21 protein-coding genes are annotated in these 25,820 nt (G+C 60.1%); 10 read left to right on the top strand and 11 right to left on the bottom strand.

All coding sequences use genetic code 11. The features are described 5' to 3' along the window. Nucleotides 1-55: 55 nt before the first annotated feature. Nucleotides 56-400 (bottom strand): YggL family protein, encoded by a 345-nt coding sequence (locus J4D25_RS06155; protein ID WP_007971486.1) that lies wholly within the window; start codon nt 398-400, stop codon nt 56-58. 235 nt (nt 401-635) lie between these two features. Between J4D25_RS06155 and dacB the strand changes: the two genes are divergently transcribed. Then, nucleotides 636-2,096 carry a D-alanyl-D-alanine carboxypeptidase/D-alanyl-D-alanine-endopeptidase gene (gene dacB, locus J4D25_RS06160; protein WP_057715692.1) on the top strand — a complete coding sequence of 487 codons (1,461 nt, stop codon included), beginning with the start codon at nt 636-638 and terminating at the stop codon, nt 2,094-2,096. Between the two features lie 138 nt (nt 2,097-2,234). Here the strand turns inward: dacB and J4D25_RS06165 are convergent, their stop codons facing one another. From J4D25_RS06165 to rlmKL, 3 genes are all read right to left on the bottom strand, one after another. Then, a complete protein-coding gene (locus tag J4D25_RS06165; RefSeq protein WP_057715693.1) occupies nt 2,235-4,634 on the bottom strand; it encodes a GGDEF domain-containing protein in 2,400 nt (799 codons plus the stop codon). Nucleotides 4,635-4,845: 211 nt separating this feature from the next. Then, the gene (locus tag J4D25_RS06170) at nt 4,846-5,001 is read right to left on the bottom strand and encodes a hypothetical protein (RefSeq protein ID WP_157858933.1); all 156 of its coding nucleotides are present in this window, start codon (nt 4,999-5,001) and stop codon (nt 4,846-4,848) included. Between the two features lie 67 nt (nt 5,002-5,068). Beyond that, nucleotides 5,069-7,339: a bifunctional 23S rRNA (guanine(2069)-N(7))-methyltransferase RlmK/23S rRNA (guanine(2445)-N(2))-methyltransferase RlmL gene (gene rlmKL / locus J4D25_RS06175; RefSeq protein ID WP_057715695.1), complete on the bottom strand. Its 2,271-nt coding sequence runs from the start codon at nt 7,337-7,339 to the stop codon at nt 5,069-5,071. A 530-nt stretch (nt 7,340-7,869) separates the two neighbouring features. Between rlmKL and rmf the strand changes: the two genes are divergently transcribed. Beyond that, nucleotides 7,870-8,085, top strand: coding sequence for a ribosome modulation factor (gene rmf, locus J4D25_RS06180; protein ID WP_003223300.1), 216 nt, complete (start codon nt 7,870-7,872; stop codon nt 8,083-8,085). A gap of 284 nt (nt 8,086-8,369) precedes the next feature. Here rmf and J4D25_RS06185 read toward each other — a convergent pair whose 3' ends face one another. After that, nucleotides 8,370-9,389: a quinone-dependent dihydroorotate dehydrogenase gene (locus J4D25_RS06185; protein ID WP_057715696.1), complete on the bottom strand. Its 1,020-nt coding sequence runs from the start codon at nt 9,387-9,389 to the stop codon at nt 8,370-8,372. Nucleotides 9,390-9,617: 228 nt separating this feature from the next. On the opposite strand from J4D25_RS06185, the gene J4D25_RS06190 reads away from it, so the two are divergent. From J4D25_RS06190 to cobA, 8 genes are all read left to right on the top strand, one after another. After that, nucleotides 9,618-10,829, top strand: a complete 1,212-nt coding sequence (locus J4D25_RS06190; RefSeq protein ID WP_057716645.1) for a CmpA/NrtA family ABC transporter substrate-binding protein — start codon at nt 9,618-9,620, stop codon at nt 10,827-10,829. Nucleotides 10,830-10,844: 15 nt separating this feature from the next. Continuing rightward, complete coding sequence (locus J4D25_RS06195; RefSeq protein ID WP_057715697.1) at nt 10,845-11,420, top strand: ANTAR domain-containing response regulator; 576 nt, start codon at nt 10,845-10,847, stop codon at nt 11,418-11,420. A gap of 336 nt (nt 11,421-11,756) precedes the next feature. Further along, the gene (locus J4D25_RS06200) at nt 11,757-12,968 is read left to right on the top strand and encodes a NarK/NasA family nitrate transporter (RefSeq protein WP_057715698.1); all 1,212 of its coding nucleotides are present in this window, start codon (nt 11,757-11,759) and stop codon (nt 12,966-12,968) included. A 7-nt stretch (nt 12,969-12,975) separates the two neighbouring features. Further along, the gene (locus tag J4D25_RS06205) at nt 12,976-14,643 is read left to right on the top strand and encodes a bifunctional protein-serine/threonine kinase/phosphatase (protein WP_057715699.1); all 1,668 of its coding nucleotides are present in this window, start codon (nt 12,976-12,978) and stop codon (nt 14,641-14,643) included. Nucleotides 14,644-14,932: 289 nt separating this feature from the next. Next, nucleotides 14,933-17,386, top strand: coding sequence for a nitrite reductase large subunit NirB (gene nirB, locus J4D25_RS06210; protein WP_057715700.1), 2,454 nt, complete (start codon nt 14,933-14,935; stop codon nt 17,384-17,386). Further along, complete coding sequence (nirD, locus tag J4D25_RS06215) at nt 17,383-17,700, top strand: nitrite reductase small subunit NirD (RefSeq protein WP_046042889.1); 318 nt, start codon at nt 17,383-17,385, stop codon at nt 17,698-17,700. The genes nirB and nirD overlap by 4 nt, the downstream gene beginning before the upstream one ends. Then, nucleotides 17,700-20,417 (top strand): nitrate reductase, encoded by a 2,718-nt coding sequence (locus J4D25_RS06220; protein WP_057715701.1) that lies wholly within the window; start codon nt 17,700-17,702, stop codon nt 20,415-20,417. Before nirD ends, J4D25_RS06220 begins: the two co-directional genes overlap by 1 nt. Before the next feature lie 10 nt (nt 20,418-20,427). Next, nucleotides 20,428-21,192, top strand: a complete 765-nt coding sequence (gene cobA / locus J4D25_RS06225) for a uroporphyrinogen-III C-methyltransferase (protein ID WP_057715702.1) — start codon at nt 20,428-20,430, stop codon at nt 21,190-21,192. Between the two features lie 73 nt (nt 21,193-21,265). On the opposite strand, the gene J4D25_RS06230 is transcribed toward cobA, so the two are convergent. From J4D25_RS06230 to rraA, 6 genes are all read right to left on the bottom strand, one after another. Further along, nucleotides 21,266-22,297, bottom strand: coding sequence for an OmpA family protein (locus tag J4D25_RS06230; protein WP_057715703.1), 1,032 nt, complete (start codon nt 22,295-22,297; stop codon nt 21,266-21,268). A gap of 107 nt (nt 22,298-22,404) precedes the next feature. Further along, the gene (gene sigX / locus J4D25_RS06235; RefSeq protein WP_015096065.1) at nt 22,405-22,995 is read right to left on the bottom strand and encodes an RNA polymerase sigma factor SigX; all 591 of its coding nucleotides are present in this window, start codon (nt 22,993-22,995) and stop codon (nt 22,405-22,407) included. 90 nt (nt 22,996-23,085) lie between these two features. Further along, complete coding sequence (locus J4D25_RS06240) at nt 23,086-23,910, bottom strand: mechanosensitive ion channel domain-containing protein (RefSeq protein WP_008048604.1); 825 nt, start codon at nt 23,908-23,910, stop codon at nt 23,086-23,088. 2 nt (nt 23,911-23,912) lie between these two features. After that, nucleotides 23,913-24,161, bottom strand: a complete 249-nt coding sequence (locus J4D25_RS06245; RefSeq protein ID WP_008017601.1) for a hypothetical protein — start codon at nt 24,159-24,161, stop codon at nt 23,913-23,915. A gap of 62 nt (nt 24,162-24,223) precedes the next feature. After that, complete coding sequence (locus J4D25_RS06250; RefSeq protein WP_057715704.1) at nt 24,224-25,219, bottom strand: zinc transporter ZntB; 996 nt, start codon at nt 25,217-25,219, stop codon at nt 24,224-24,226. 26 nt (nt 25,220-25,245) lie between these two features. Beyond that, nucleotides 25,246-25,737, bottom strand: coding sequence for a ribonuclease E activity regulator RraA (gene rraA, locus J4D25_RS06255; protein WP_008027412.1), 492 nt, complete (start codon nt 25,735-25,737; stop codon nt 25,246-25,248). Between the last annotated feature and the right edge of the window lie 83 nt (nt 25,738-25,820).

Raw genomic sequence — 25,820 nt, forward strand, 5'->3', positions numbered from 1 at the left:
TGCAAAAAAAGCAAAAAAAAACGGCGACCCTCGGGTCGCCGTTTTTTTCAGAACATCAAGCTACCGGATTGATCGGCTTTTCCGGGTACCAGACGTCCAGCAGCGGGCTGACTTCAACGCTGGTCAGCTCGGTGCGGCCTTTGAGCCAGGCTTCAACGGCAGCGCGCTGTTCAGCGCTGACCGAGCCACGCTTCTGCAGGCAAACCAGACCGTAGTCGTCGCCGCCAACATAGCCCAGACCGTTGGCTTCCATGGCTTCTTTGAGGAACGCGTCGAGGAAAGCATCAATGGCTTCATCAGCCAAATCTTCTTTGAAATCCAGGTTCAGTTCGAAACCCAGCTCTTGAAATTCATCGACGCACAGTTTTTTGCGCAGACGCTGGGAACGGTTAGTCGCCATTGGAACAATCCTCTTAAGTAATAACGGGCGGCACTTTAGCAGTTTAAGCCGCCGATTGCCTGACTCTCTGGGCCACCACGCCTACCGTCGGTAAAAAAATAGCCGATCAGGATGCTCGCGCACGGCACAAGCCGTGACACCTTGGGGCATAATGCCGACACTTTCATGACCATTGAGGGAATTTATCTCCATGCCCTCTTTATATTTCCCCCTCGGCTGTAGGGTTTTATTTCAGATGATCAAATCTTTGCGTCCTTTGCTGTTGGCCGGTTTTCTTCTCCCACTGGCCCTCGCCGTTTCCGCCGCTCCAATCAATACCGCGTTGTCGCCCAACGTTGAAAAAGCCCTGAAAGCCAGCAAGCTGCAGGACAACGCCCTGTCGCTGGTGATGATCCCGCTCACAGGCCCCGGCACCCCGACGGTGTTCAACGCTGACGTGTCGGTCAACCCGGCATCGACCATGAAACTGGTCACCACCTACGCGGCGCTGGAAATGCTCGGCCCGAACCACCAGTGGAAAACCGAGTTCTACACCGACGGCACCCTCAGTGGCGGCATTCTCAACGGCAACCTCTACCTCAAGGGTGGCGGCGATCCGAAGCTGAACATGGAAAAACTCTGGCTGCTGATGCGCGACCTGCGCGCCAACGGCGTGACCCAGGTCACCGGCGACCTGGTGCTGGATAAAACCTTTTTCGTGCAACCGCAACTGCCGGAGTTCAATGACGACGGCAACGACGATAACAAGCCGTTCCTGGTCAAGCCCGACTCGCTGCTGGTCAACCTCAAGGCGCTGCGCTTCGTCGCACGCAATGACTCGGGCAAGGTGCTGGTCTCGGTGGAACCGCCGATTGCGAGCATCCGCATCGACAACCAGGTCAAGGCCCTCAACTCCAAGCAATGCACCGGTGGCGTGCGCTACAACCCGGTGGCACAGGCCGACGGCAGCGTGACCGTGACGGTCGGCGGCCAACTGGGTGAAGGCTGCAGCTCGCAGACTTACCTGTCGCTGCTCGACCACGCGACCTACACCGCCGGTGCCGTCCGCGCGATCTGGAAGGAGCTGGGTGGCAGCATTCAGGGCAGGGATGTGCTGGCGCCAACACCGAAAGACGCCAAGGTCCTGGCCCGGGCGTTCTCGCCGGACCTGGCGGAAATCATCCGCGACATCAACAAGTACAGCAACAACACCATGGCCCAGCAGTTGTTCCTGAGCCTGGGCCAACGCTTCCGCACCGATGCCGACGGTGACGACGCCAAGGCTGCCCAGCGTGTCGTGCGCCAGTGGCTGGCGAAAAAGGGCATCACCGCGCCGCACCTGGTGATGGAGAACGGCTCCGGCCTGTCCCGTGCCGAGCGTGTCAGCGCCCGAGAAATGGCCTCGATGCTGGAAGCTGCCTGGCACAGTCCGTATTCCGCCGAATACATCAGTTCGATGCCGATCGCCGGCACCGACGGCACCATGCGCAAACGCCTGAAGACCACTGCGATGCGCGGTGAAGCCCACGTCAAGACCGGCACCCTGAACACCGTGCGGGCGATCGCCGGTTTCAGTCGCGACGTCAACGGCAACACCTGGGCGGTGGTGGCGATCCTCAACGACAAGGCCCCGTTCGGCGCCTCGTCAGTGCTCGATCAGGTGCTGCTGGACCTGTACCGCCAACCGAAAACGCCGCAAACGGCGTCGGTGTTGTAACCGAATCTAGAAAGCTCCAGAGATCTACTGTGGGAGCGAGCTTGCTCGCGATGGCGGCATGACAGTCAGCATCAATGTTGAATGTAAAACCGCTATCACGAGCAAGCTCGCTCCCACAGGGTCTGCGTACAACCCGGGTTAACTCATCTCCCCCTCTACCCGATCCCTTCCTGCCTGCTTCGCCGCGTAAACCCCCGAATCCGCACGCAACAGCAAGGCATCGGCGCCCTCCCCGACCCGCCAACTGGCAATCCCGAAACTGGCAGTGACCGTACCGACACCTTCAATGGGTGAACTGCGCAGGCCTTGCCACAATTGCTGGGCCAACATATAGGCCTGTTCGCCGCTGATATCCGGGCACAGCACCATGAACTCCTCACCGCCCAAGCGGCAGAACACATCGGTGCGACGCAGCCGGTGGCCGATCCGTTGGCACACGGCCTGCAACACCCGATCACCGATGGCATGACCATGCAGGTCATTGATGCGCTTGAAATGGTCGATATCGAGCATGATCACCGACAGATCCCCACCGCCACGCTCCACCCGGGCCATTTCGATGGTCAAGCGCTCCTGGAAATAACGCCGGTTGTGGATACCGGTCAGGGAATCGGTGACCGACAACGCGCGCAACTCTTCTTCCACCCGCTTCCTATCGGAAATGTCCGAGATGTAGCCGTGCCACAGCACACCGCCACCAGGCAGTTCCTCTGGCGTGGCCTCGCCACGCACCCAACGCAGACCCCGTTGCGGCAATTGCACGCGGTATTCCTCGCGCCAGGGGCTGAGGGTGTCGGCCGAGGCGCGGATCGAGGCACGGACACGGGTGCTGTCCTGGGGGTGAATCCGGGTGAAGATCGCTTCGGCATTGAGCAGCAGCACGTCAGGTTCCAGCTCGTAGATCTCGCGAATGCCGTCGCTGGCGTAGATCACGCTGAAACGCCCGTCGAACTCCATCTTGAACTGGTAGATGCCACCGGGCACATGGGCGCTGAGTTTCTTCAACAACAGATCCCGCGCCGCGAGCGCCTCATGGACCCGCTTGCGTTCGGTGATGTCGATGCACACCGCCAGGTGCCCGACCCACAGGCCTTGCTCGTCGAGCACTGGCGTGGCGAGCATGTTGACTATCAAATGGCTGCCATCGCCACGTACCAGCGTCCACTCCCGCGCCTCGTGGCTGCCCTGCGCGTCGCCTTCGACCAGCATCGCCTGGCAAGTCGGCACCGGTTTACCATAGCGTGCGCTCAACTCTGCCGAGCGAGCGACCAGCTCCCGGGGCAGGTGCAGACTCTCCAGGGTCATATACCCCACCACCTCGGCACTGGTATAGCCAAGCATCTGCTCAGCACCGGCGTTGAAGGTACTGATGACACCGCGCAGGTCGGTGGCGATGATCGCGACCTGGGTGGCGGCATTCAGCACACCACGCAACTGACCATGGGTGCCGCGCAGCTCCTGCTCTCGATCCCGTAGCTCCCGGGTGCGTTGCTCGACCATTTTCAACGCCCGCTGCCGCTGGCTGACCAACACGTACAGCAAGGCACTGAGCATCACGCTGAGCATTCCACCCAACACCACCACACTGGTCACGGAGGAATGATTGGCCTTCACGAACGCATCGCTGGGCTGGATATCGACTTGATAGTCATGGTCGGCCATGCGCAACAGGCGCGTGGCCGACAGCTCGCTGATGGCCGGCGGGTTGGGTGACTCGAACAGCACCTCGTGCTGGTCATCGATCGACAAATCGAGGATGCGCACCGAGAGATAGTCATGGCTGGCGTCCGGCAGTCCGTCCGCCAACAACTGGCGCATGCTGATCACGGCCATGACATAACCGTAGGGCTTCGTGGGTTTGCGGTCCTGACTGCTGCGCTGCATGAGCGGCGCGACCAGCAGCACGCCGCGGGCATAAGCCGGTTCGATACTCACCAGATGCATCGGTTGTGATACCGCCATACCGCCACGCTGATCGGCTCGAGCGAGCGTGGCACGCCGCAGTGGCTGGGCCAGCAAGTCGTAACCGAGGGGAGCGCCGAGTTTGCTTTGCGTCTGGCTGTACAGCACCGCCACGTACTCATCTCGCTCGCCGGCCAGTTGCAGTTGGCCGTCGGCGTTGAGCTCTCTCAGGGTGAAGTTGTTCAAGCCCTCGTCTCGCACCCGACGCTCGAACGCCACCCGCTCGTCACGAGTGACCCGCTGGGCATAGGAATACGCTTGGGTTCGCAGCAGCAAAGGTTGGGTGTAGCCGTCGAATTCCGCTCGGGACACCGAATCGGAATTGGCGAAAAACCGGCGCAGGCCGTCGAGGCGCTGCTCCTGATCTTCGAAACGCTCTTCGATACGGCTGTAACGTTCACTGGCCAGCAGTTGGAAACGTTGCCGCAATTGATGGTGAAACAGATTCAGCGTCGACCACGCCAGCAACCCGGTGAGCACCCCGCCAACCAGCAATACCAGCAGCGCGACCAACCAGGCCGAGGCATCTTCGCTGATTATTCCCAGGATCCTGGGGCGCACGGCGTGCAACGACATAAAACGCAAACTCAAAACGCCAGGTGCGGAGAAGCCCTTTGGCCATGAACTGAGTTATAGCTATTAGCCACTAATTTGACCAGCACTGAAACCCTGTAGGAGCGAGCTTGCTCGCGATGGTCGATAACGATAACGCGTGCTTTCTGAATACACGCGGCGCTTTCGGGTTCATCGCGAGCAGGCTCGCTCCTACAGTGAATCAGCACAGCTATCAACGAGCCGTAATTTTCCAGGCGCGATGGATCTTGGCGTTGCGGGCAAAATCCGGGTCGATGGTCTGGGCGGTGATCTCCTCGACCGCATAACGCTCGCCGAAGCACTGTAGGAGCGAGCTTGCTCGCGATGGACTCAAGAACACCGCGTGCATTCAGAAAGCACGCGTTATCGTTATCGACCATCGCGAGCAGGCTCGCTCCTACAGGAAGGCTCAACCGTCAACGAGCCGTGATTTTCCAGGCGCGATGGATCTTGGCGTTGCGGGCAAAATCCGGGTCGATGGTCTGGGCGGTGATCTCCTCGACTGCATAACGCTCACCGAGGTTGGCTTCCAGTTCAAACTTGCGGAAGTTGTTGGAGAAGTACAACACGCCGCCGGGCGCCAGTCGCGCCATGGCCAGGTCGATCAGTTGCACCTGGTCGCGCTGCACGTCGAAGACACCTTCCATGCGCTTGGAGTTGGAGAACGTCGGCGGGTCGATGAAGATCATGTCGTACTCGTCACGACTGGCTTCGAGCCACGCCATCACATCACCCTGCTCCAGGCGGTTCTTGTCGGAGAAACCGTTCAACGACAGGTTGCGACGCGCCCAGTCCAGATAGGTTTTCGACAAGTCGACACTGGTGGTGCTGCGCGCGCCGCCCTTGGCCGCATGCACACTGGCCGTCGCGGTGTAGCAGAACAGATTGAGGAAGCGCTTGCCGGCCGCCTCTTTCTGGATACGCATGCGCATCGGCCGGTGGTCGAGGAACAGACCGGTGTCGAGGTAGTCGGTGAGGTTCACCAGCAGCTTCACGCCACCCTCATTGACCTCGACGAACTTGCCCTGTGCCGCCTGGCGCTCGTACTGCTTGGTGCCGCTCTGGCGCTCGCGGCGCTTGACCACCACACGGCTCTTGTCGATGTTCAACGCCTGCGGGATGGCTGCCAGGGCATCGAACATGCGGGCCGAAGCCTTTTCCGGATCGATTGATTTCGGCGCGACGTACTCCTGGACATGCACCCAATCGTGATACAGGTCGATGGCCATGGAGTATTCCGGCATGTCGGCATCGTATACGCGGTAGCAGTCGATGCCTTCACGCTTGACCCACTTGCCCAGGGCCTTGAGGTTCTTTTGCAGGCGGTTGGCGAACATCTGCCCGCCTTCGCTCAGGCGCGGCTGCTCGACCACTGGAGCCGGTGCCGGCGCCGGTTTGATCGGGTTGCCGTTTTTGTTGAACTTGCGTTCCTGCGGTTCGTTCGGCGCCTGATCGTAGGCGGCTTGCTCGCGCTCGACCTGGCGCTGCTCCGGAGTACGACGCTCGCCGGTGACGAATTGATCCGGCAACACCTTGATCAGCAACAGCTTGCACGGCAAGGCGCCGTTCCAGAACGAATACTGCTTGTGGCTGCGGATGCCCATGCGCTTGCCCAGGTCCGGGGCGCCGGTGAACACCGCGGCTTCCCAGTTGAGGCAAGCCTGACGCAGGCGTTCGCCAAGGTTCTGGTAGAGGTAGAGCAGGCTCGCCTCGTCGCCCAGACGCTCGCCGTATGGTGGGTTGCAGATCACCAGGCCTTTCTGGTTCTGGTCCGGACGCGGCTCGAAGGTCGCGACTTCGCCCTGGTAGATCTTGATCCACTCACTGAGGCCGGCACGTTCGACGTTGTTGCGGCCCGGTTGAATCAGGCGCGGGTCGGCTTCGTAACCGCGAATCCACAGCGGCGGCTTGGCCAGGCCGGCCGCGGCGCGTTCGGTGGCTTCTTCGTGGAGTTTTTTCCACAGCGCCGGTACGTGACCGAGCCAGGCGGTGAAGCCCCACTGCTCGCGACGCAGGTTCGGCGCCATGTCGGCGGCGATCATGGCGGCTTCCACCAGGAACGTGCCGACGCCGCACATCGGGTCGGCCAGAGCGCCGCCTTCGGCCGCGATACGGGGCCAGCCGGAACGGATCAGGATGGCGGCCGCGAGGTTTTCCTTGAGCGGCGCCGCACCTTGCTGCAAGCGATAGCCGCGCTGGTGCAGGCTGTGACCGGACAGGTCAAGAGACAGAATGGCTTCGCCACGATCCAGGCGCAGGTGAATGCGCAGGTCCGGGTTGAGCTTGTCGATGGACGGACGGTCGCCTTGCGGGGTGCGCAGTTTGTCGACGATGGCATCCTTGACCTTCAGCGCGCCGAAGTGGGTGTTGTCGATACCTGAGCCATGGCCGCTGAATTCGACAGCCAGGGTGCCGTCATTGAGCATGTGGTCTTGCCACTCGATGTCCAGCACGCCGTGGTACAGGTCTTCGGCGTCCTTCATTTGGAAACGCTTGAGCACCAGCAGCACGCGGTTGGCCAGGCGCGACCACAGGCACAGGCGATAAGCGGTTTCCATTGTGGCCATGCCGCGTACGGCAGAGGTGTGCTCCCGCGCTTCCTCAAGGCCAAGCCCGACGGCTTCCTCGATGAGCAGGCCTTCAAGGCCTTTTGGGCAAGTGAGGAAGAGTTCGAAACGATCGGACATGGGAATTCCAGAACCTTTAGCTAAGTGACCGGGCAACGCATTGCCGGTCCGGTTTTCAATCAGGCACTTTTCTCGAAGAGCGCCCGCGTGGCACGAAGGTGTGCCGTTCCACCCCTGCTGCTCGGGTTAAATGAGCTTAGATGCAAGGACAGATAAAAAAGTTGATGCAACAAAATGTCATAAGTCGACCCTTCGTCGAATAGTGCTTCCCGGCAACGGGAGCCATTCTCACTAAAGGATTAAGCCCATCATCCAGCGCAGAGCCGATCATACCGGGGTTTGGCCAATAAATACGCTACAAACGCTCTGTTACTTATGGCGTTAGCACATGAACGGTTACGTCCTTATGACAAAACGATCATTCCCTCGATGTGACGCATTGGTTAGAACTCAATACAGGTTGGCGCCGCAATGACGCCAACACCTTGGCTCGTCACGCCGGCAACGAGCCCCCAACGGCAGAGTTTTTCTGCCAGACCTCAATAGAGGTCGACGCGATAAATACAGTCAACAAGTGAGGGCAACACCCTATGAGAAGACTTAAGCGTGATCCGTTGGAAAGAGCATTTTTGCGCGGATATCAATATGGCGTTGGTGGTAAATCCCGTGAGCTTTGCCCATTTACTCTACCGTCGGTACGTCAAGCCTGGATTAACGGTTGGCGAGAAGGACGCGGCGACAACTGGGACGGTATGACCGGCACTGCGGGAATCCACAGACTCAACGAACTTCACGCCGTCGGCTAATTACAGGGCAGAACACTCCGACACGACAATCTGATTTGTACTGAATTAACCATGCACGTCCCATCCGGACGGCGGGCTCCGGCCCAGGGGCTCCTTTAAAGGGGCCCTTTTTTATGCCTGCTTCACATTCAGCGACGATACCCTTGTGGCGAGGGGGCTTGCCCCCGTTGGGTCGCGAAGCGGCCCCGAAACCAATCGACTCGGTGACACAGGTAAAACACAGTGGCCGGAATTGCGGCTGCTTCGCAGCCGAACGGGGGCAAGCCCCCTCGCCACAAAGCTCGCTAGCGTAGTGCTGCGATGGCGTCTACCGACTCACGAATCAGCGCCGGGCCTTTGTAGATGAAGCCCGAGTAGATCTGCACCAGGCTCGCGCCTGCGGTGATTTTCTCCGCCGCGTGCTTGCCTTCGGTAATACCGCCGGCAGCGATGATCGGCAGCCGACCACCCAGCTCCGATGCCAGCACTTTCACGGTGTGGGTGCTCTTGTCGCGAACCGGCGCGCCGGACAGACCACCGGCTTCTTCGCCGTGCTCCATGCCTTCGACGCCTATACGGCTCAGGGTGGTGTTAGTCGCAATGACCGCATCCATCCCGGTTTCGATCAGCGCTTGCGCAACTTGTGCGGTTTCTTCGTCGCTCATGTCCGGCGCGATCTTGATCGCCAGCGGTACATGTTTGCCATGACGCAATGCCAATTCCGCGCGGCGCTCGGCCAGATCGGCCAGCAACTGCTTGAGCGAGTCACCGAATTGCAGGCTGCGCAGGCCCGGCGTGTTCGGCGAGCTGACGTTGACCGTCACATAGCTGGCGTGGGCGTAGACCTTGTCCAGGCAGATCAGGTAGTCGTCCACGGCACGCTCGACCGGCGTATCGAAGTTCTTGCCGATGTTGATGCCCAGCACGCCCTTGTATTTGGCCGCCGCCACGCGGGCCAGCAGGTGATCGACGCCGAGGTTGTTGAACCCCATGCGATTGATGATCGCCTCGGCTTCCGGCAGACGGAACAGGCGTGGCTTCGGATTGCCCGGCTGCGGACGCGGCGTGATGGTGCCGATTTCGACAAAACCGAAACCCAGTTGGGCGAAACCATCGATGGCCGCGCCGTTCTTGTCCAGGCCGGCGGCCAGCCCCACCGGATTCGGGAAGTCCAGGCCCATGACATTCACCGGCGTCTTCGCCGGGGCCTTGCACAGCAAGCCGTTGAGCCCAAGACGCCCGCCCGCGCCGATCAGGTCCAGGGACAGATCGTGGGAGGTTTCCGGGGAGAGTTTGAACAACAGCTGACGGGCCAGGGTGTACATGGGCGGATTTGACTCGATTGGCGGCGAATTGAGGCGGCGATTATAGCCGGGCAACGGGGTGGCAAGCGAGGCGCGTGATCAAATCAACGGATAATGGCATATGCCTTGCACCACTCTGGGCACCAGCACCCATGCCAACGACCGAATGTGTGCAAAGACAATGGCGTCGTCCCCGACCTGCTCATGCAAGAACTCGGGACGACGTTTTTTTTGCAAGGTGAACACGCGATGAACGAACCATCAGCCGGCCCTCTGGCCTGGGTCAATGGCAGCGATGCCCCGGAAAAAACCGAAATCAATCTCGGCTTCATGGCTCTGAGCGACTGCGCCTCGGTGGTTGTCGCCGCCACCCAGGGCTTCGCCCAACCCCATGGCTTGACCCTGAACCTCAAGCGTCAGTCGTCCTGGGCCAACCTGCGGGACAAACTGGTCAGCGGCGAACTCGATGCCGCCCACAGCCTCTACGGTCTGGTTTACGCCGTTCACCTGGGCATCGGTGGCGTGGCCGCGACCGACATGGCCGTGCTGATGGGCCTGAATCAGAACGGCCAGAGCATCAACCTGTCCCGTGGTTTGCAAGCGCTTGGAGTGACCAGTCCTGAAGCACTGGAACGGCACGTGCACCAAACTCGCTCAAAATTCACCTTCGCCCAGACGTTTCCAACCGGCACCCACGCCATGTGGTTGTATTACTGGCTCGCCAGCCAGGGCATTCACCCGCTCCTGGATGTCGACAGCGTGGTGGTGCCGCCGCCGCAAATGGTCGCGCACCTGCGGGCCGGGCGTATCGACGGGTTCTGCGTCGGCGAACCCTGGTCCGCCAGTGCCGTGCAACAGGACCTCGGCTTCACCTTGGCGACGACCCAGACCATCTGGCCCGATCATCCGGAAAAGGTCCTGGGCTGCACCCGCGCCTTCGTCGAGCAATACCCCAACACTGCCCGCGCGTTGGTGATGGCGATTCTGGAGGCCAGTCGCTTCATCGAAGAAAGCAGCGAAAATCGTCGCAGCACCGCGCAATTGCTCAGTGCAGCGCAATACCTCGATGCGCCGCTGGAGTGCATCGAGCCGCGCCTGCTGGGCGACTATGTCGATGGTCTGGGCAATCGCTGGCAAGACCCACACGCCCTGCGCTTCCACGGTGAAGGCGAGGTCAATCTGCCGTACCTGTCCGATGGCATGTGGTTCATGACCCAGTTCCGTCGCTGGGGTTTGTTGCGCGACGACCCGGATTACCTCGCCGTGGCCCGTCAAGTCCAGCAACTAGACTTGTATCGTGAAGCGGCCAGCGCTGTAGGGGTCGCGGCACGGGGCAAGGAGATGCGCAGCAGTCAGTTGATCGACGGCAAGACCTGGGACGGTTCGGACCCGGCCGGTTATGCCCGCAGTTTCAAACTGCACGCCATGAGCGACAGCTCGCACCGATCCGCCAGCCGCTGACAGGAGACCATGAACATGCTGCGTATCCTGCTGATCAACGACACCGCTAAAAAAGTCGGGCGCCTGAAGGCCGCCCTGATCGAGGCCGGATTCGAAGTGATCGATGAATCCGGCCTGACCATCGACCTGCCCGAACGCGTCGAAACGGTGCGTCCGGATGTGATTCTGATCGATACCGAGTCACCGGGCCGCGATGTCATGGAACAAGTGGTGCTGGTGACTCGCGACCAGCCACGACCGATTGTGATGTTCACGGACGAACACGACCCCGATGTGATGCGACAGGCGATCAAGTCCGGTGTCAGCGCCTACATCGTCGAAGGCATTCACGCACAACGCCTGCAGCCGATTCTCGATGTGGCCATGGCACGTTTCGAAAGCGATCAGGCCTTGCGTGCCCAACTGCATGCCCGCGACCAGCAATTGGCCGAGCGCAAGCGCATTGAACTGGCCAAGGGACTGCTGATGAAAATGAAGGACTGCAACGAGGAAGAGGCCTACACACTGATGCGCCGCCAGGCGATGAGCCGCCAGCAGAAGCTGATTCAAGTGGCGGAGCAGATTATTGCCATGAGCGAGTTGCTCGGCTGAAGTCCAGTGACGCTTGTAAGGGCGCCATCGCGAGCAGGCTCGCTCCCACAGGTGGTTTGTGTTCGACGCCATTCCCTTGTGGGAGCGAGCCTGCTCGCGAATGGCTGCTCGATTTCGAGTGTTGGCACAGATCTCGCTAAGTAATCACCACAGGTAACCAACGGCGGTTGCCCCACCTACGACAAAGACGTCGCTCACCTCATTTGCCCTTGGCGGATCGGGTAGCGGCGTTTTTTCGTTTTGGCCCCACAGCACGGGGCCGGTGGTGCGGCCGTATCGGCGCCCCACCTGCAAGCTCATGACTCCTTTCGAGACTCTTCACAGCTGAGGTGCGCAATGAATTCAAGCTTCTGGAAATCCGGCCATACACCCACATTGTTCGCAGCCTTCCTCTATTTCGACCTGAGCTTCATGGTCTGGTACCTGCTCGGTCCTTTGGCGGTACAGATCGCCGCCGACCTGCACCTGACGACGCAGCAACGAGGGCTGGTGGTCGCCACGCCGATTCTGGCCGGGGCGGTGTTGCGCTTCGTGATGGGGATGCTGGCTGATCGCCTGTCGCCCAAAACCGCCGGCCTGATCGGTCAGGTCATCGTGATCTGCGCGCTGTTCGGTGCCTGGAAACTCGGGATCCACAGCTACGAGCAGGCGTTGCTGCTGGGCCTGTTCCTCGGCATGGCCGGCGCTTCGTTCGCCGTCGCCTTGCCCCTGGCCTCGCAGTGGTATCCGCCGCAGCATCAAGGCAAGGCCATGGGCATCGCCGGCGCGGGGAACTCGGGCACGGTGCTCGCCGCATTGATCGCCCCGGTGCTGGCGGCGGCGGTTGGCTGGAGCAACGTGTTCGGTTTCGCCCTGATTCCGCTGATTCTGACCCTGATCGTCTTCGCCTGGCTGGCCCGCAATGCCCCCGAGCGGCCAAAAGCCAAATCCATGGCCGACTACTTCAAGGCCTTGGGCGATCGTGACAGCTGGTGGTTCATGTTTTTCTACAGCGTGACATTCGGCGGCTTCATCGGTCTGGCCAGTGCCCTGCCCGGTTATTTCAACGACCAGTACGGCTTGAGCCCGGTGACCGCCGGCTACTACACCGCAGCCTGCGTGTTCGGCGGCAGCCTGATGCGCCCCTTGGGTGGCGCGCTGGCTGACCGGTTCGGCGGCATTCGGACTCTGCTGGCGATGTACACCGTCGCGGCGATCTGCATTGCCGTGGTCGGCTTCAATCTGCCGAGTTCCTACGCCGCACTGGCACTTTTCGTCTGCACCATGCTCGGTCTGGGCGCAGGCAATGGCGCGGTATTCCAATTGGTGCCCCAGCGTTTTCGCCGGGAAATCGGCGTGATGACCGGCCTGATCGGCATGGCCGGCGGTATCGGTGGCTTTGCCCTCGCGGCCGGCATGGGCGCGATCAAGCAAAGCACCGGCAGCTATCAACTGGCACTGTGGTTGTTCGCCAGCCTCGGCGTTCTGGCCTGGTTCGGTCTGCACGGCGTAAAACGTCGCTGGAGAACCACCTGGGGTTCGGCCGCCGTGACGGCAGCGCGAGTCTGACGCCCCGATGAGCCTGCAACTGAGTTTCGCCGAAGCCAGCGCCATCGGTCCTCGCGAGGAAAACCAGGATGCCCTGCGCCTGGTCACGCCGGCTCCGGCGCTGGCCGCGAGCAAGGGTTACCTGTTCGCGATTGCCGACGGAGTCAGCCAATGCGTCGATGGCGGTCTGGCTGCCCGTTCGACCCTGCAGGCCCTGGCGCTGGATTACTACGCCACGCCGGAAACCTGGAGCGCCGCACAGGCACTCGATCGCCTGCTGCTGGCGCAGAACCGCTGGTTACAGGCCAATGGCGGCGGACAACCGCTGCTGACCACCCTGAGTGCGCTGGTCCTGCGCGGCCGGCGTTTTACCCTGGCCCATGTCGGCGATTGTCGGGTGTATCGCTGGCACGCCGACCAATTGCAGCGAATCAGCGAGGATCACGTCTGGGACCAGCCGGGCATGCAGCATGTGCTGAAACGGGCGCTGGGGCTCGATCAACACCTGGTGCTGGATTTTCTCGACGGTGAGTTGCGCCCCGATGAATGCTTCGTCCTGCTCAGCGACGGCGTCTGGGCCGTCCTGGGCGATACCGCCATTGCCGCGATCCTGCGCGATCAACCGGATTTGCACAGCGCTGCGAACACCCTGGTTAATGCTGCGCACCTGGCGGGCAGCCAGGACAACGCCAGCGCCATGCTGGTGCGGGTCGATGCCCTCGGTGAAGCGAGCATTGGCGATGCGTTGATGCACTTACAGCAATGGCCACTGCCGCCTGCCCTGAAACCGGGTCAGGCGTTCGAGGGCTGGCAGGTCGAAGGGATCGTCGCACAGAGCCAGCAATCACTGCTTTATCGCGTTCGCGACAGCCAGCAACAACCCTGGCTGTTGAAAACCCTGCCCGGTCGCCTGCACGACGATCACCAGGCCGGGCAAGCGTTACTGTCGGAAGAATGGTTTCTCAAACGCGTGGCCGGTCGACATTTTCCTGAAGTCCACTCCGCCAGTCAGCGTCAGCATTTGTACTACGTGATGCGTGAATATTCGGGCGCTACCCTGGCCCAACGACATGAGCAAGGCGGACCGCTGCCGCTGCCCCAGTGGCAAGACATCGCCGAACGCTTGCTGCGAGCGGTCGGCCTGTTGCATCGACGGCAGATCCTGCATCGCGATATCAAACCGGAAAACCTGCTGCTGGGGGACGATGGTGAGTTGCGCCTGCTGGATTTCGGCCTCGCCTACTGCCCCGGGCTTTCGCAAGATCTGCCCTGGGCGCTGCCGGGTACACCCAGTTACATCGCGCCCGAAGCCTTTCGCGGCGAAGTACCGACGCCACAGCAGGACTTGTACGCCGTCGGAGTAACCCTGTATTTCCTGCTCACCGGGCATTACCCCTATGGCGAAATCGAAGCCTTCCAGCGCCCGAGGTTTGGCCTCCCGGTCAACGCCAGCCGCTACCGGCCCGACCTGCCGGACTGGATCGCCCATAGCCTGGAGCGCGCCGTGGCGGCGGCCCCCGACCAGCGTTTCGAAACAGCGGAAGAATGGCTGCTACTGATCGAACAGGGCGAGCGCCACAGCTTGAGCGTGCGCCCCAGGCCTTTGCTGGAGCGCGAACCGCTGAAAGTCTGGCGAACATTGGCGCTGGTATCGTTGCTGCTCAATCTGGTGCTGCTGATGGTTGCGCTCCATTAGCGGGCAAAGCGCCTTGAATCGGTGCACTCCCTCACGGTTCTGCCCTTGTGAACGGGGAAAATGCCAACAAACACGGGATTTGAGCGACTTGGCATAACCACTGCATTACCTCTTTCAACAGACATACAGCGCAGGCTTCAACGACGAAGGTTGCACTTCCCGAGAGAACGGGACCAGGACAAAGGCGTCCTCGCTAGGCAACTAGCGGGACGCCTTTTTTTGTTTGCGCAAAATTTGTCGAGCATGGCCTGCCACTGATGAGGCAGGCCCGAGCTCCCCGGAGAACCTGATGAAAAAACTAAAACTGGTGATGATCGGCAACGGCATGGCCGGGGTCCGGACCCTGGAAGAGCTGCTCAAACTGAGCACGGAGCTGTACGACATCACGGTCTTCGGTGCCGAACCGCACACCAACTACAACCGCATCCTGCTGTCGCCGGTGCTGGCGGGCGAACAGACCTTCGAAGAAATCGTGCTCAACGACCTGGACTGGTACCTGGAAAACAACATCAAGCTGCTGCTCAACCGCAAGGTGGTGGAGATCGACCGGGTCAAGCGCCGGGTCATTGCCGAAGACGGCAGCGAAGCCGAATACGATCGCCTGCTGATCGCCACCGGCTCAACGCCTTTCATCCTGCCCATTCCCGGCAACACCCTTGACGGCGTGATCGGCTACCGCGACATCGCCGACACCCAGGCCATGATCGACACCGCGAAAACCCACCGGCACGCCGTAGTGATCGGCGGCGGCCTGCTCGGCCTGGAGGCCGCCAACGGCCTGATGCTGCGGGGCATGCACGTCACCGTGGTGCATATCGGCGAGTGGTTGCTGGAGCGGCAACTGGACAAGACCAGCGGCCAGTTGCTGCAAACCGCGCTGGAATCTCGCGGCCTGCACTTTCGCCTGTGCGAGCAGACCCAGGCCTTGCACGACGCTGGCAACGGCCGGGTCGGTTCGGTGCAATTCAAGAACGGCGACATCATTCCCGCTGACCTGGTAGTGATGGCCGCCGGCATTCGCCCCAATACCGAATTGGCGGAGAAATCCGGCATTCCGTGCAGCCGCGGGATTCTGGTCAACGACACAATGCAAACTTACGACCCACGGATCTATGCCATCGGCGAGTGTGCCAGCCACCGCGGTATCGCCTATGGTTTGGTGGCGCCGCTGTTCGAACAGGCCAAAGTCTGCGCCAACCACCTGGCCCAACTGGGTTTTGCCACCTACAAGGGTTCGGTGACCTCGACCAAATTGAAGGTTACCGGTATCGACCTGTTTTCCGCCGGCGACTTCATGGGCGGTGAAGGCACCGAGACCATTACCCTCTCGGACCCGATTGGCGGCATCTACAAAAAACTGGTGATCAAGGATGACGTGCTGGTGGGCGCCTGCCTGTACGGCGATACGGCGGATGGCGGCTGGTATTTCCGGCAGATCCGTGAAAACCATGCCATCAGTGAGATCCGCGATCACTTGATGTTCGGTGAAAATGCGCTTGGCGACGTAGGACATCAAGGCCAGGACAAAGCCATGAGCATGGCCGACAACGCCGAAGTCTGCGGCTGCAACGGCGTGTGCAAAGGCACCATCGTCAAGGCGATCCAGGAGCACGGGCTGTTCAGTGTCGACGACGTCAAGAAACACACCAAGGCTGCCAGCTCCTGCGGCTCGTGCGCGGGTTTGGTGGAGCAGATCCTGATCAACACCGTGGGCGGCGCGGCGGACGTCAAACCGAAAAGCGAAAAGGCCATCTGCGGCTGCAGCGATCTCAACCACGGGCAAATCCGCCAGGCCATCCGCGAGCAGCACCTGCTGACCATCGCCGGCACCATGAGCTACCTGAACTGGCGCACACCCAACGGCTGCGCCACCTGCCGCCCGGCGCTCAACTACTACCTGATCTCCACCTGGCCAGGAGAAGCCAAGGACGATCCGCAATCGCGCCTGATCAATGAACGCGCCCACGCCAATATTCAGAAAGACGGCACCTACTCTGTAGTCCCGCGGATGTGGGGCGGTGTGACCAATCCTTCAGAGCTGCGGCGCATTGCCGACGTCGCCGACAAGTACAACGTGCCGATGGTCAAGGTCACCGGTGGCCAGCGCATCGACTTGCTGGGTATTCGCAAGCAAGACCTGCCGGGGGTGTGGAAAGACCTGGACATGCCGTCCGGCCACGCCTATGGCAAATCCATCCGCACAGTGAAAACCTGCGTCGGCAGCGAGTTCTGCCGCTTTGGCACCCAGAATTCAACACAGCTGGGCATTGAACTGGAACATGACCTGTTCAACATGTGGTCGCCGCACAAGGTGAAACTGGCTGTCTCCGGTTGCCCGCGCAACTGCTCGGAAGCCGGTATCAAGGATGTGGGAATTATCGGTGTGGACTCCGGCTGGGAGATGTACATCGGCGGCAACGGCGGGATCAAGACCGAAGTCGCGGAATTTTTCGTCAAACTGAAAACCGCCGAAGAAGTGCGCGAATACAACGGTGCATTCCTGCAGCTCTATCGCGAAGAAGCCTTCTACCTCGAGCGCACCGTGCACTACCTGCAACGGGTCGGCATGGAACACATCAAGAAAGCCGTGCTGGAAGATCCGGAGCGGCGCAAGGCGCTCAACGATCGCCTGCAATTCTCCCTGTCGTTCGAACAGGATCCGTGGAAAGAGCGCCTGGAACAGCCCCAGCTGAAAAAAGAATTCGACGTCATCCCCGTGAAAAACCTGGAGGTGCTGGCATGAACTGGCTGGATATCTGTGCACTGGAAGAGATCAATGCCCTGGGCTCGCGGATCATCGCCGGGCCAAAGGGAGACATCGCGATTTTCCGTACCAGCGACGACGAAGTGTTCGCCCTCGACGACCGCTGCCCGCACAAGGGCGGCCCGTTGTCCCAAGGTCTGGTCTACGGCAAGCGTGTGGCCTGCCCGCTGCACAACTGGCAAATCGACCTGGAAAGCGGCGAAGCCCTGGCCCCGGACATCGGCTGTGCCCATCACCATCTCGCCCGGGTGGAAAATGGCCGGGTGATGCTGGCCCTGCGGGATGCAGGCTGATGGACCGCCAGATCACTGCGTCCACCTGCTGTTACTGCGGGGTCGGCTGCGGGGTGCTGATCGAGCACGACGGCGAGCACATCCTCGGCGTCAGCGGCGACCCGGCGCACCCGGCCAATTTCGGCAAACTGTGCAGCAAGGGTTCGACCCTGCACCTGACCGGCGACTTGACGGCGCGGGCGTTGTACCCCGAACTGCGCCTCGGTAAAAGCCTGGCCCGCCACCGCACCGATTGGGATACCGCCCTCGATCACGCCACCAGCGTGTTTGCCGCGACCATTGCCGAACATGGCCCGGACAGCGTGGCGTTCTACATTTCCGGGCAACTGTTGACCGAGGACTACTACGCCTTCAACAAGCTGGCGCGTGCCCTGGTAGGCACCAACAACATCGACAGCAATTCGCGCCTGTGCATGTCATCGGCGGTGGTCGGCTACAAGCGCAGCCTGGGTGCCGACGCCCCGCCCTGCAGCTACGAAGACCTGGAGCTGAGCGATTGCGTGATGATCGTCGGCAGCAACATGGCCTACGCCCACCCGGTGCTGTTTCGCCGGCTGGAAGCAGCCAAATCCCGCCGGCCGCAGATGAAGGTCATCGTCATTGACCCACGTCGCACAGATACCTGCGATCTGGCTGACCTGCACCTGGCGATCTTGCCGGGCACCGATGTCGCCTTGTTCCATGGGATTTTGCATCTGCTGCTGTGGGAAGACTGGATAGATCGTGACTTCATCAGGGACCACACCGAAGGCCTGGCCGAGCTGAAAAACCTGGTGCGTGACTACACGCCGCAAATGGTTTCGCAGCTCTGCGGTATCAGCCTCGGGCAATTGCAGCAATGTGCCGAGTGGATCGGCACATCACCGAGCTTTCTGTCGCTGTGGTGCATGGGGCTTAACCAGTCCACCGCCGGCAGCGCGAAAAACAGTGCATTGATCAATCTGCACCTGGCCACCGGGCAGATCGGTCGTCCCGGCGCCGGACCTTTCTCCCTCACCGGTCAGCCAAATGCCATGGGCGGACGGGAAACCGGCAGTTTGTCCAACTTGCTGCCCGGTCACCGTGACGCCGCCAATGCACAACACCGTGCGCAAGTGGCGTCCTACTGGGGCGTCGAGCAACTGCCGGAAAGCCCCGGGCTCACTGCGATCGAATTGTTCGAGCAAGTGCGCAACGGCAAGATCAAGGCGTTGTGGATCGCCTGCACCAACCCCGCGCAATCCATGCCGGACCAGACGGCCGTGCGCGCAGCTCTGCAAGCCTGCCCGTTCGTGGTGTTGCAGGAAGCCTTCAGCACCACTGAAACCGCGAAGTTCGCCGACCTTCTGTTGCCCGCCGCCAGTTGGGGGGAAAAGGAAGGTTGCGTGACCAACTCCGAGCGACGCATTTCCCACGTACGCCAGGCAATCGTCGCACCGGGTGAGGCGCGGCCGGACTGGGCAATCACCGTAGATTTCGCACAACGCCTGGAAAAACACCTGCGTCCCGGCCAAGCCAGCCTGTTTGAATTTGATAATCCCGCTCAGGTCTTTGACGAATACAAACAACTGACTCAAGGTCGCGACCTGGATCTGTCCGGTATCAGCCATGCACTGATCGATCGTCTCGGCCCGCAGCAGTGGCCCTTCCCTGCGGGTGCCGTTGAAGGCACGGCCCGGCTGTACGTCGACGGGGTATTTGCCACTGCCAATGGGCGCGCACAGTTCGTGGCCGATCCATACCGTGCCGCCAAAGAGCAACGCGATGCACGCTTCCCGCTGACCCTGATCACCGGCCGTCTGCGCGATCAATGGCACGGCATGAGCCGCACCGGCACCGCTGCGCAGCTGTTTGGCCATGTCAGCGAAGCGGAGTTGAGCCTGCACCCGGACGAACTGCGCCGCCATCGCCTGCAGCCGGGGGATCTGGTCAGCCTGAAAAGCAGGCGCGGCGCAATCGTCGTCGCGGTTGCCAGCGATGACAGCGTGCGTCCAGGCCAGGCCTTTTTGCCGATGCATTGGGGCGATCGTTTTCTCAAGGGCGGGGTGAACAGTCTCACTCTGCCCGCATTCGATCCTTTGTCGAAACAGCCCGAACTTAAACACAGCGGCGTTCGCCTGGATCCGGTGGATTTGCCCTGGAAACTATTCGCACTGATCGAGGGCGATGTTCAACGGCATTTTGAAACGCTACGACCGCTCTGTGAGGCGTTTTCCTACGTCAGTCTCAGTCTGGTTGGCCGTGAGCGCCCTGCCCTGCTTGTGCGGGCTGCCAATACTTCAGCACCTTCGGCAGAGTTGCTAAGCGAAATCGATAAAAACCTGGCGCTCGATGACGGCCCGGTACTGGCTTACGACGACCCTCGACGGGCCATAGGCAAGCGCGTGCGGATCGAAAATGGCCGGATCACTGCCATTCGACTGGCCGGTGAAACCCTTGCCCAGCACTGGTTGCAGGGGCTGTGGCTCGAAGGTCGCGCGGACCAGCAACTGCGGCGCTGGCTGCTTGCGCCGCTGAGCGCACCACCGGGCAATCTCGACATGCCCTTCAACTCGAACAAGATCCTGTGCAATTGCAAGAACGTCGGCCAGAACGCGATCTGCGCCGGCATCAGCCGTGGCCTGGACTTGCAGGGGCTCAAGCAAGAACTGGGTTGCGGCACGCAATGCGGGTCCTGCGTTCCGGAAATCAAACGCCTGCTGGCTGCCACGGCGCAGCCAGTCACCGTCTTCTCGTGAGGAAAACACTATGAGTGCAAAAGTCTGGCTGGTAGGTGCGGGCCCGGGTGATCCGGAGTTGCTCACGTTGAAGGCGGTACGTGCCTTGCGCGAGGCAGATGTGGTGCTGATCGATGACCTGGTCAATGTCGCGGTACTCGAGCATTGCCCTGGGGCGCGGATCATTCCGGTGGGCAAGCGTGGCGGCTGCCGCTCTACCCCACAAGCGTTCATCCATCGCCTGATGCTTCGTTATGCCCGGCAGGGTAAATGCGTAGCGCGGCTCAAGGGCGGCGATCCATGCATTTTCGGCCGCGGTGGTGAAGAGGCGCAGTGGCTGCGTGAGCGTGGGGTCGAAGCCGAGTTGGTCAACGGCATCACTGCCGGGCTGGCGGGGGCAACGCAATGCGATATTCCGCTGACTTTGCGCGGTGTAGCCCGTGGTGTCACGCTGGTCACCGCACACACCCAGGACGACAGCCAATTGAACTGGCAGGCACTGGCCCAAGGCGGAACGACGCTGGTGATTTACATGGGAGTGGCCAAGCTCGGTGAAATCCGTGAGCAGCTATTGGCCGGCGGCATGGCAACGGATACGCCCGTGGCCATGATTGAAAATGCCTCCTTGCCCCATCAACGGGAATGTCGGAGCACTCTCACAAACATGGATGAAGCTGCCTACAGATTCCAGCTGAAAAGCCCTGCCATACTGGTGATCGGTGCAGTGGCAGCCTGTGCAACTCAATCGCTGTGGGAGCGTGAATTGCCTGTGATGGCGGCAGATCAGTCAGCGTAGTTTCACCTGTTCCACTAAATCGCAGACAAAGAAAAGCCCGGCCTGAGCCGGGCTTTTCAGAGCTGCGAGCTAATTACTTAGCTTGAGCTTCAACCTGCGCTTCTACGCGACGGTTAACTGCACGACCAGCGTCAGTTTTGTTGTCAGCAACTGGGCGGGATTCGCCGTAGCCAACAGACTGAACGCGGGACGATTCAACACCGTACTGGTTGGTCAGAACTTGTTTAACGGCGTTTGCACGACGCTCGGACAGTTTCTGGTTGTAAGCGTCAGGACCGACGGAGTCAGTGTGACCTTCAACAGTAGTGCTGGTGGATGGGTACTGCTTCATGAAGTCAGCCAGGTTCTTGATGTCGCCGTAGCTGTTTGGCTTGACTACCGACTTGTCGAAGTCGAACTTCACGTCCAGCTCAACACGAACAACTTCAGCAACTGCCGGGCAGCCGTCAGCGTCAACAGTTACGTTGGCTGGGGTGTCTGGGCACTTGTCAACGTTGTCGCAAACGCCATCGTTGTCGCTGTCAGAGCAAACTTCCGGAGCTGGAACTGGAGCAGCAGCTGGCTTGCTGCCGCCACCGAAGTTCACACCGATACCGACGCTAGGAGCCCACTCGGTGTTGCCCTGGTCGATGTTGTACTGAGCTTCAACGCCAGCACGGGCGTAGAAGTTGTCAGTGAAGTACAGCTTGGCACCGCCGCCAACGTTGGCGAAGGTGGAACGGTTACGACCGTTCGAGCCGTTCTGGTCGATGCTCTGGTCGGAGAAACCGCCCGAGACGTAAGGACGCAGCATGTCGCCTGGGTTGTTGAAGTGGTACAGAGCGTCCAGAGCGGTGTTCGCGCCCTTAACGTTCTTGCCATCGTTTGCACGGGCATTGTGCACTTCGTCGTAGGCCAGACGCAGTTCAACGTCGTCTGTCAGGAAGTAACCGATAGAACCACCCGGCAGGATGCCGTCGTTCTTGAAGTTACGGTCGCTATCGAAATATTGCTTCTTTGCGTAGCCTTCGATTTCAACTGCGCCTTGGCCCTGTGCCAGAGCGCCGATGGAAGTGGCGGCAATAAGAGAACCAATGGCCAAGCCCAAGGTGTTTTTCAGTTTCATCCGTTAAATCCCCATCTGGTGATTGTGAAGCAGTCCCGCAAACCGGGGGACAACTCGGCGGCAAGTCTAACAGAACTTGCCTACACGTAAGAGATATTTGCGCTGAACTAAGTTTCAGCAATGCCTGCAAATTTCTCACGCAATTTATCTAGAGCGCGTTTGTACCGCATTTTTGTTGCGCTCAAACCCATATGCATGATGTCTGCGATTTCCTGAAACTCCAGCTCTGCGACAAATCGTAGCACCAGAATTTCACGATCAATCGGGTTCACATACACCAACCAGCGATCAAGTCCGCCTTTTTCCTCAGGTTTCGGCGTCTTTTCTTCAGACGCTTCCTCGAGGGGGTCAAGACTCAATGCGTCCATCAAGCGACGCTTTCGCCGTTCCTTCCGATACTGTGTGATGCACTCGTTGTACGTGATGCTATATAGCCATGTCTTGAACTTCGATTTACCTTCGAAGTTCTTCAGGCCATACAGCACCTTCAACATGACCTCCTGACAGACATCGTCTGCGTCGCGATCGTTCCCTAGATATCGTGCGCACACGTTAAATAATGTTCGCTGGTAACGCCGCATCAGTTCTTCATAGGCGCGTGTTACGTGAAACAGCTCGGTATGCGAGCGCGCGACCAACTCCTCATCAGAGAGCTCGCGGGGGTCGTAGCGCATGGATAACGATTGGGCTTTATTCAAAACAAGTCGGGCCGACAGTCAGGTCAATGTCCGCCGCAGCCAGCGTGAGCAGGCATTTTGCGGCGGCATACATTAGCAGGGTTTGCCGGGTTAGCGGCTACTCACATGCTGCTCAAGGAGGATCCGATTGGAAAGAGAGACTAGCTCACCCTCATCGGTCAGCAATGTGGTTTTAACCGTGCCGATCTCTTCGATCTGGCCTTCGACCTCGCCAACACGCACTTGTTGCCCAACCTGGTACAGCTCACGCACGTAGATTCCCGCAAGAATCTGGCCGGCAATTTCCCGGCTTCCCAACCCCATGGCCAGCGCTACTGCCAGACCAACGGTTATCAACACAATCACGATCACATGGTTCAGCAGGTCAGTCTTGACCTCCAACTGGCTGATCGCAACCGAAATACTGATGATAATCACCAGGCCCTGGGCAATCCGTCCAAGCCCTGAAGCATAGTCCAGCCCCACGCCTTCTGCCGCTCCGCGCACCAGCCCGTTGGCCAGTTGCGCCAGCAAGACACCGACCAGCAACACCAGCGCCGCGCCGAACACCTTCGGCAAATACAACGCAAGCATGTCCAGCGTAGCTGAAACTCGCTCAAGGCCAAGGGATTCTGCGGCAGAAACCAGAAAAATCAGCAGAACGAACCAATAGACGATTTTGCCGATCAGCGTCGAAATAGGAACTTGCAACCCTGCACGGGACAGCAATTTGGTCAGACCGGTGCCACCCATCAAGCGATCAAGGCCCAGTTTGGCGAGCAACTTCGAGAGCAAGGTGTCCAGCAGTTTGGCCACGACAAAACCCAACAGCAGCACAACCAGTGCGCCGAACAGGTTCGGAATGAAGTTCGCAACCTTGGTCCACAACGCAGTCATTGCAGTGACGAGGCTCTGAGTCCAGAGATCAAGTTCCATATTCAATCAGCCTTATCAGCAGTGCGAGCAGTAGGTTTACGAAGACGGGATACCGGCGCGACATGGGCCGATCCGTTATTCAGGGCGATCATCAGTGCGGGCAACCAGCGCCCCAGCAGGCTGAACAGATCACCGGCGCCGACCTGGCGGTTGGCGGTTTTCAGCACACGCCCCAGGCACGCATCGTCGTCCCGGGTGGACGGTGAGGCGTTGAGCATGTCGCGTAAAGACTGTTCAAACGGATCGTGCATACGCACCTCTCGTGATGTCTGTGGGAGACGCGGTCAGTTTTGGTCGGGTCACATGGTTTCCCTCAGACCCAGCGCAAACGTCGGAACAACCACCACTGCCCGAGTGCCACCGAGACCATCATCAGGCAAGCGATCAGAAAGCCGTAAGGGCTGGCAGAGAATGGAATTCCACCGACGTTGATCCCCAAAAGCCCGGCCAGAAAACTCATCGGCAAAAAGATCCCGGTGATGATCCCGAAGCGATACATCGTGCGGTTCATGCGCACGCTCAAGCGACGGTCTTCAGCCTCCAGGACCAGCCCCACCCGCTCCCGGGTCAATTCCAGCTCTTCGAGGTAGCGGGTCAGGCTGTTGTTCAATTCGTTCCAGTAATCGCCGTCATCCTCGACGAACCAGGGCAACTTGATTCGCGTCAACTGCCCGAAAATGTCCCGCTGCGGAGCCAGAAAGCGCTTCAACGCAGCCGCCCGGCGACGAATCTGCAAAACCGCCCCGTGCTCAGGAGTATACCGTTCGTCGGCATCCAGCTTTTCTTCTTCCTCATCGACCACTTCCGAGAGACAGCTGACCAGATCCTGCACCTTGTTGGTGAGGTACTGCGCCATGCAAAGGATGAGTTCGGAGGCAGTTTTCGGCCCCTTGCCCTCGGACAGTTGCACCAGCAACTCGTCAGTGGCACGCAAAGGACGCAAACGCAGGGAAATGACACGCTGGGCAGAGCCGAAAATCCGCACCGACACCATGTCTTCCGGTTCGGCGCCAGGGTTCAGATTGACCCCGCGCAAAAATAGCAGCAGCTCGCTGTCCGAAAGCTGCAAAAGTCGCGGACGGGTGTTTTCTTCGAGTAACAGGTCACAGCTGAATTCGCTCAGACCGCTGGATTTGCGCAACCAGGTCCGGGTTTGCGGATGACTGCGATCCCAGTGCAGCCACAGGCTTTCATGGGCCTGCAGCTGCAAGTCATCGAGTTCAGTCCGGGCAATCGAACGCGCACCGCCTTTACCGTCCAGCACCAGGGCATGCACCAGCCCCCATTGCGCGTTTTCTTCCTCGAACATCCGCACTCCTTTGGTCAACCGGCGCTTTATTCAGGCATTTTCAGCGGGCTGGGCGAGATGATCACGCCGTTGTTGTCCGCATAAATGTATTCGCCTGGACGGAACGTCACGCCGGCAAACGTCACCACAACGTTGAGATCGCCGAGCCCGCGCCTGTCGGATTTCCTCGGGTGGCTGGCGAGGGCCTGAACGCCCAGATCGGTCTGCGCGATGATATCGACGTCGCGGATGCAACCGTAGATCACCAGCCCTTCCCAACCGTTTTTCGCGGCTTTCTCGGCCAGCATGTCACCGAGCAACGCATGACGCAGGGAACCGCCACCGTCTACCACCAGCACTTTGCCATTCCCCTTGAGCTCGACCTGCTCCTTGACCCGCGAGTTGTCTTCAAAGCATTTGATGGTCACGATTTCGCCGCCGAAGGAATCACGGCCGCCGAAATTGCTGAACATCGGTTCCAGCACCTGCACCAGCTCCGGATAGGCGTCGCACAGGTCAGGCGTGATGTAATGGTTCATCGAGAAACTCCTGTAAGAGGAAGACAATCGAGGATGTCGGAAAGTGACCAGAACAGCTCAATGCGTCATATCTTAGCCGCAAG

This window comes from Pseudomonas sp. GW456-L13 (assembly GCF_017350115.1).
GTDB lineage: Bacteria > Pseudomonadota > Gammaproteobacteria > Pseudomonadales > Pseudomonadaceae > Aquipseudomonas > Aquipseudomonas jessenii.